Origin of the sequence: Mycobacterium tilburgii (genome assembly GCF_902168065.1) — a bacterium.
Taxonomy (GTDB): Bacteria; Actinomycetota; Actinomycetes; order Mycobacteriales; family Mycobacteriaceae; genus Mycobacterium; species Mycobacterium tilburgii.
This window is the reverse complement of the sequence record NZ_LR655700.1, coordinates 64,591-71,197: the sequence shown is the minus strand read 5'-3', so window position 1 is coordinate 71,197 and position 6,607 is coordinate 64,591. Positions and strand designations below refer to the sequence as shown.

The following is a 6,607-nucleotide window of genomic DNA, read 5'->3' as shown; positions in this document are numbered from 1 at the left end:
CGTCGGAGCCGACGAACATCTCGCCGTCCCCGACCCCGGCCACCAGCGGGGTGGATCGCCGGGCGGCCACGATGGTGCCGGGCTCGTCGGCGTTGGCGAACACCAGGGTGAAGTGGCCCTCCAGCCGGCGCAGCACCGACAGCACCGAGGCGGCGAAGTCGCCGGCCGTGCCGCCCTCGCGATACGCGCGGGCCACCAGATGCACCGCGACCTCGGTGTCGGTGTCGCTGACGAACTCGACGCCGGCGGCCTCCAGTTCCTGGCGCAGCGTGGCGAAGTTCTCGATGATGCCGTTGTGGACGACGGCGATCTTGCCGGCGGCGTCGCGGTGCGGGTGGGCGTTGCGGTCGGTGGGGCGACCGTGGGTGGCCCAGCGGGTGTGGCCGAGGCCGGTGGTGCCGGCCAGGTACTCGGGCGGCATTTCGGCGACCGCCTTGTCTAGGTTTTCCAGCCGGCCGGCCCGCCGGCGCACGGTGAGGCGGCCGTTGCCGTCAACGAGGGCGATGCCGGACGAGTCGTAGCCGCGGTACTCCATGCGGCGCAGCGCGTCCATGACGACCTGGCAGGCAGGGGCCTGCCCGACGTAGCCGACGATTCCGCACATTGTGATAAGGGTAGTGCAGCTGTGCGTCGTGATAAGGGTAGTGCAGCTGTGCGTCCCGGCCAGCCCGCCGCGACGGGTTTGGGCGTGCTCAAGCGTGCCATCGGGGCGTTCCAGTGCGCTCTGACGGCGGGTTTTGACCCGGATTGTCGCCCTGCGCACCACTCGCCGGTGCCGGTATCGTGAGGCCGCCCAACTGCGTGAAAGGCCGCCGTTGCCCGGACCTCCGCACGACCCGTATCGCCGGTTCCCCGTCCGGCTGCACCACCACACCGGCACGCTCGAGCAGTGTGAGCAGGCCTACCGGAACGCCCAGACGCATTGCCTGGTCGCCGGCTGGTGGGGCCTGCTGTCGCTGTTGCTGCTGAACCCGATCGCGCTGGCCTACAACTACACCGCGATCCACCGGGCCCGGACGCTGGCCGGGCAGGCGCCGACCGCCGCGCGGCTCCCGGCCGGCCGCCGCCGGGCTGGTACCCCGACCCGGGGCGGGCTCAGACAGCGGTACTGGGACGGTGCCGCGTGGACTGCGTGGACCCATCCCCGCTAACGTCGACGGGTGGCCCGCATCCGCAAGCTCGTCGCCGCTCTCACCCGCCGAGGCCCGCACCAGGTTTTGCGGGGTGATCTGGCATTTGCCGGGTTACCGGGCGTGGTGTACACACCGGAATCCGGCCTGAACCTGCCAGGCATCGCCTTCGGCCACGACTGGCTCAACGGCACGGTCCGCTATGCGGGTCTGCTGGAGCATCTCGCCTCGTGGGGAATCGTGGCCGGCGCTCCCGACACCGAGCGAGGTCTGGCGCCCTCGGTGCTCAACTTCGCTTCCGACCTGGGCACCGCGCTGGACATCGTGGCGGGCGTGCGGCTGGAGCCGGGCAACATCAGTGTGCACCCCGCCAAGCTCGGGGTCGTGGGCCACGGCTTCGGCGCGCCGGCGGCCGTGTTCGCCGCGGCCGGCATGCCGACCGCCCTGGCCGCCGCGGTGGCCGTCTTCCCGACCGTCACGGCCCCGCCGGCCGAGGAGCCTGCCGCGTCGCTGCGGCTGCCGGGTCTGATCCTGACCGCACCGGGAGATGCAAAGGCGTTGAACGCCAACGCTTTGGCCCTGTCCCGCGCCTGGAGCACCGCCACGCTGCGGGTGGTGGGCAAATCGGAGGGCGGCGGGCTGGGCGAGGGCCGTCGACTGGCGTCGGTTCTGGGTCTGCCCGGCCCGCACCGCCGCACGCAACGGACGGTGCGCGCGCTGCTGACCGGCTATCTGCTCGCCACGCTCGCCGGGGACAAGACCTACCGAGCGTTCGCCGATCCAGATGTGGTACTGCCCAAGACGTCCGAGATCGATGCCGCGGAGCCGGCGGTTGCCGTCGAGGAAAAGATCGTCGCGCTGCTGAAGTGAGGGGGCTTCGGTTCCGGGGTTTGCTGCCCCGGGACCGGGCGGCGGGCACGGCATGATTGAGTGTCGTTCATGCGCATCGGAATCGCTTTGGACTATTCGGGGGGCTTCCACGAGGCCGTCGACCGCATCGTCGACGTGGAGAAGGCTGGCATCGATATCGCCGTGGTGGCCGAGGCGTATTCCGCGGCCGACAACGTCGCCGCTGAAGCACTGGCCGTCGCCGGGGCGGCGCTCGCCGTTGCGGGCGGGGCGCTTGGCGGGGGCGGAGCCGGTGATACGGTGGGCCCGAGATCGCCGGGAAATTCGAAATACGCCGCGGGCGCGGTAGTCATCCGGCGTTCACCATGTCCGCACGCCGTCCCGAACGCGGCCGACGACAACCGCATCGCGGCCACCCCAGTTACCGCGAATGTCGTTGTCCACGTGCGGCATTACTTGCATCCGGATGATCTCTTCGGCCGCCTGCCGTTCGGTCGCCCCGGCGTTGAGCATCGCCGCGGCGGTCAGCCAGGACGGGCGCGGCGCCTACGCCCGATCGTCGATGGCGATCGCTGTCCCCACTTTAAAATCGAGCAGATGCCACAGGTTGTCGCGCAGCGATTCGCATCGCTGCAGCGCGGCCCGCACCTCGTTGGAAACCATGGCGGCGGCATCGCAATGACGGTGCAGAAATGCCACCGCGGCCTTGCTACCGGGGCCGGTCCACACCGCGGTCAACTCGCCGATCTGGGCCTGCGCGATCCGCAGAGCTTCTCCCACCGTGTCGCCCGCTGCCCGCAGTTGTGTGCAATCACGGTCCAGCACAAGCAGATTCAAATCAGTCCTAGCTGTCGAACCAGTCGCGGATCTGCGCCGGGTGCGCGGTCAGGTTGGGGGGTTGGTAACCCAGCGCACCGCAGGCGTGCACGTAGGCTTCGGTGTGCCGGATCGCGACTCGGCCCTCGGCGAGCCGTCCGGCGACATCAAAGCCGGCCATGGGTCAGGCGATCCGCGCGGCCGCATATCGTTCAGCGTCGCTGTAGCGCTGCGCACCCGAGCGCAGCGCTACAGCGATCGCGACCACTGCGACAGCTGCGCGGCGAGCCGCTTCAATTCGGCGCGCAGCGCGTCGCCGCGGGCGGTGTAGCCCTGTCCGGCCGTGGCTCCGCTAAAAGCCAACGCCGCCAGGTGATCACACACGGCGCCATCGACCATTTCGGCGGCGGCCCGCATTTGATCAGCGACCCCAAGCACCGCCGTGACGTCGATTTCGGTGCGGCCGAATACCGCGTGTCCTATCCCCATTCCTAATCCGACGCCACGGCGCGCGTCGGGGTTCCAGCGAAAAAGTATAAAGTATTAGGCCTGGTCGCTGACGGCCTCGGCGACGCGGCTGGCCAGCCGTTGCGCGGTGTCCTCTTCCGGCGCTTCCACCATGACCCGGATCATCGGCTCGGTTCCGGAGGGACGCAACAGGATTCGGCCGGTGTCGCCGAGTTCGGCCTCGGCATCGTCGACCGCACTGCGCACCGCGGGCGCCGTCGCTGCGGCGGCCTTGTCGGCCACCTCGACGTTGATCAACACCTGTGGGAAAGACTTCATTTTCGAGGCGAGCTCGGCCAGCGGCCGGCCGGTCTGCACCATCCGCGTCATCAACCGCAGCCCGGTGACGACGCCGTCGCCGGTGGAACCCAGTGCGGGCATCACGATGTGGCCGGATTGCTCGCCGCCCAGGCTGTAGTCGCCCGAGCGCAGCTCCTCCAGCACGTAGCGGTCGCCGACGCCGGTGGTGCGCACGGTGACGCCCGCCGACCGCATGGCCTGGTGCAGCCCGAGGTTGCTCATCACGGTAGTCACCAAGGTGTTCGACGCCAGCTCACCGGACTCCTGCATCGCCAGCGCGAGCACCACCATGATGGCGTCGCCGTCGACCAAATCGCCCTTAGCGTCGAGGGCTAGGCAGCGGTCGGCGTCGCCGTCGTGGGCCAGGCCCAGGTCGGCGCCGTGGGTCAGCACGGCGGCGCGCAGCGAGTCCAGGTGGGTGGAGCCGCAGCGGTCGTTGATGTTGAGCCCGTTGGGCTCGGCGTTGATCGCGATGACCCGGGCGCCGGCGGCGCGGTAGGCCCGCGGTGCGGCCGAGAAGGCCGCCCCGTGCGCGCAGTCGACGACTACGGTCAGGCCGTCGAGCGATTGCGTGCTGGCCTTGCCGACGTGGCGCAGGTAGCGGTCGGCGGCGTCCTCGGCATCCAGGACCCGGCCCAGCCCGGCGCCGACCGGGCGCAGCCCCGGCCCCGCGGCGACCAGCTGTTCGATCTGGTCCTCGGTGTCGTCGTCGAGCTTGCGGCCGCCGGGGCCGAAGATCTTGATGCCGTTGTCAGGCATCGGGTTGTGCGAGGCGGAGATCATCACGCCGAAATCGGCATCATAGGCGCCGGTCAAGTAGGCCACCGCGGGAGTGGGCAGGATCCCCACCCGCAGCGCGTCGACTCCATGGCTGGTCAGACCGGCGATCACCGCGGCTTCCAGCATCTCACCGCTGGCCCGTGGGTCGCGGCCGATGACGGCGACGTGACGTCCCGGCTTTCCCGGGGCGGCCAGGCGTCGCGCGGCGGCGGCGCCCAGCGAAAGTGCCAGCTCAGTGGTCAATTCGCGATTGGCGACTCCGCGTACACCGTCGGTGCCGAATAGTCGACCCATCGGACAAACCTCTCACAGTGACGTCATGCGCACAAAAGTGCATCTACTTTTGTGACCGCAACCGCGCACGTTTGCGCTACGACACGCCGAAGACGGCGGAAAAAAAGACGCGCGCGATGCGCAGTCGCGGCCAGAAGGTGATCGCCGGATCAGCGCTTGCTATACTGAGGTGCCTTGCGGGCCTTCTTCAGGCCGTACTTCTTGCGCTCGGTGGCACGCGGGTCACGCGTGAGGAAGCCGGCCTTTTTCAGTGGGGGCCGATCCTCGGGCTGGGCCAGGATCAGCGCCCGCGCGATGCCCAGTCGCAGCGCGCCGGCCTGCCCCGACGGGCCGCCGCTGTGCAGCAACGCGTAGATGTCGAAGGTCTCCACCCGGTCGACGGTCACCAACGGGGCCTTGATTAGCTGCTGGTGCACCTTGTTCGGGAAGTAGTCCTCCAGGGTACGGCCGTTGAGGTTGAACTTGCCGGTGCCGGGCACCAGACGGACCCGCACCACGGCCTCCTTGCGGCGGCCGACGGTCTGGATGGGCCGGTCCAGCACGATCGGGGCGCTTGGCGCAGCAGCGGGCGTTTCGGCGGAAGCCTCGGTCTCGGGGGTCTCCACCGGCGTCTCCTGGGCAACCACGTCGGCGGTAACCTCGGTCGTTTCGTCAATAGGCTCGGTCACTGGGCCACCTGCTTGATCTCGTACGGAACCGGCTGCTGCGCCGCGTGCGGGTGCTGCGGGCCGGCGTAGACGTGGAGTTTGCGCTGGATCTGGCGGCTGAGCTTGTTGTGCGGCAGCATGCCGACGATCGCGTTCTCGACCACGCGGGTGGGGTGCTTTTGCAACAGCTCACTGATCGTGCGCTTGCGCAGACCGCCAGGATACCCCGAGTGGCTGTAGGCCAGCTTGCTCTGCAGCTTGTCGCCGCTGAGGGCGACTTTGACGGCGTTGATGACGATGACGTAGTCGCCGCCATCGACATTGGGAGCGAACGTGGGCTTGTGCTTACCGCGCAGCAGGGCGGCTGCCGCGACAGCAAGGCGTCCAAGCACTACGTCCGTGGCGTCGATAACGTACCACGACCGCGTGGTGTCACCCGCCTTGGGCGCGTAGGTGGGCACAGCGCTTACCTTATCTTTCTCGGAGTGGATCCCGGTTCGAGCCGAGTGCCGGTCAGGCGTCCACGGTTGGGGTTTGGTCTCGGCGACTGACGTTGACCCGAGTCCCCGGCGTACCGCACGCCGACGGAGCAGCTTACCGACCCACATCCCCGCAGGTCAAAATCACTGTGTGGTCCCGACGGCTCTCCTTTCCGCCGGGACCACACAGTGGCTCATGGTTGCGCTACCTCGCCCAGAGCCCGGCCGCCCTCCGGTCGGTGTCGGCCACCTGTGCCGCGCCGTCGCGCACCGCGTTTCCCAGGTCCACCAGGACCTCGTTCAATGCGGTGGCCGCCTGTGCCATTGCAGTTGTTCGGCCTGTTACGCGGCCGCCGCTTCGCGGGTCCAGAGCTGCTGCAGCGGGGCGATCTGTGACCTCAGCTCGTCCAGGGCGGCATTGAACCGCGCGAACGTGGAGTGAATCTCCTGGCGCACTGAGTGCTCGATTTCGCCGAAGTCATAGGACAGCACGGGATCCATCGGCACGTCCCTCACAAGTTCCCGCCGGCTGCGGCGATGTGCTCGGCATGGTGCTGGCCGGCGTCCTGCAGCACGGCTTCGTTGTGCCGAATCGTCTCGGCGATCGTGTGCAGCACCCGATACAGCCGCAGTGACTCGGCGTTCCACCGATCCACGACTTCTTTGAACCGTGTTTGAACCGTGCCGCGGCGAGCCCGCCCCACACCGACGGGGCACGCCGTTTATACGGCCGATGAACGCCTGCAGCATCGCCCGGATCTCCTCGTTTCGAGGTGTCCGTCGTATTCGCGACCGAGCACATCAG

9 protein-coding genes and 4 pseudogenes are annotated in these 6,607 nt (G+C 68.8%); 3 read left to right on the top strand and 10 right to left on the bottom strand.

All coding sequences use genetic code 11. The features are described 5' to 3' along the window. Positions 1-604 (bottom strand): annotated as a pseudogene (locus FQ389_RS07305) (class II glutamine amidotransferase); the annotation flags it as partial. A gap of 211 nt (positions 605-815) precedes the next feature. On the opposite strand from FQ389_RS07305, the gene FQ389_RS07300 reads away from it, so the two are divergent. The 3 genes and pseudogenes from FQ389_RS07300 to FQ389_RS07290 form a co-directional block, all read left to right on the top strand. Next, positions 816-1,151, top strand: a complete 336-nt coding sequence (locus FQ389_RS07300) for a hypothetical protein (protein ID WP_144206500.1) — start codon at positions 816-818, stop codon at positions 1,149-1,151. Between the two features lie 9 nt (positions 1,152-1,160). Next, a complete protein-coding gene (locus tag FQ389_RS07295; RefSeq protein WP_144206497.1) occupies positions 1,161-2,000 on the top strand; it encodes a dienelactone hydrolase family protein in 840 nt (279 codons plus the stop codon). 69 nt (positions 2,001-2,069) lie between these two features. Continuing rightward, positions 2,070-2,187: pseudogene (locus FQ389_RS07290) on the top strand (LLM class F420-dependent oxidoreductase); the annotation flags it as partial. Positions 2,188-2,339: 152 nt separating this feature from the next. On the opposite strand, the gene FQ389_RS17820 reads toward FQ389_RS07290, so the two are convergent. From FQ389_RS17820 to FQ389_RS07255, 9 genes and pseudogenes are all read right to left on the bottom strand, one after another. Next, positions 2,340-2,492, bottom strand: coding sequence for a hypothetical protein (locus FQ389_RS17820; RefSeq protein WP_186296306.1), 153 nt, complete (start codon positions 2,490-2,492; stop codon positions 2,340-2,342). Positions 2,493-2,525: 33 nt separating this feature from the next. Further along, the gene (locus tag FQ389_RS07285) at positions 2,526-2,804 is read right to left on the bottom strand and encodes a hypothetical protein (RefSeq protein WP_144206496.1); all 279 of its coding nucleotides are present in this window, start codon (positions 2,802-2,804) and stop codon (positions 2,526-2,528) included. 19 nt (positions 2,805-2,823) lie between these two features. Beyond that, positions 2,824-2,976, bottom strand: coding sequence for a hypothetical protein (locus FQ389_RS17815; protein WP_186296304.1), 153 nt, complete (start codon positions 2,974-2,976; stop codon positions 2,824-2,826). A gap of 68 nt (positions 2,977-3,044) precedes the next feature. After that, positions 3,045-3,284 (bottom strand): hypothetical protein, encoded by a 240-nt coding sequence (locus FQ389_RS07280; protein WP_407662792.1) that lies wholly within the window; start codon positions 3,282-3,284, stop codon positions 3,045-3,047. Between the two features lie 54 nt (positions 3,285-3,338). Further along, positions 3,339-4,676 carry a phosphoglucosamine mutase gene (glmM, locus tag FQ389_RS07275; protein ID WP_144206495.1) on the bottom strand — a complete coding sequence of 446 codons (1,338 nt, stop codon included), beginning with the start codon at positions 4,674-4,676 and terminating at the stop codon, positions 3,339-3,341. 149 nt (positions 4,677-4,825) lie between these two features. Beyond that, positions 4,826-5,281: a 30S ribosomal protein S9 gene (gene rpsI / locus FQ389_RS07270; RefSeq protein WP_186296308.1), complete on the bottom strand. Its 456-nt coding sequence runs from the start codon at positions 5,279-5,281 to the stop codon at positions 4,826-4,828. 59 nt (positions 5,282-5,340) lie between these two features. Further along, positions 5,341-5,784 carry a 50S ribosomal protein L13 gene (gene rplM / locus FQ389_RS07265; protein WP_144206494.1) on the bottom strand — a complete coding sequence of 148 codons (444 nt, stop codon included), beginning with the start codon at positions 5,782-5,784 and terminating at the stop codon, positions 5,341-5,343. Positions 5,785-6,007: 223 nt separating this feature from the next. Then, positions 6,008-6,309 (bottom strand): annotated as a pseudogene (locus FQ389_RS07260) (WXG100 family type VII secretion target). Between the two features lie 5 nt (positions 6,310-6,314). Then, a pseudogene (locus FQ389_RS07255) lies at positions 6,315-6,604 on the bottom strand (WXG100 family type VII secretion target). Positions 6,605-6,607: the final 3 nt, after the last annotated feature.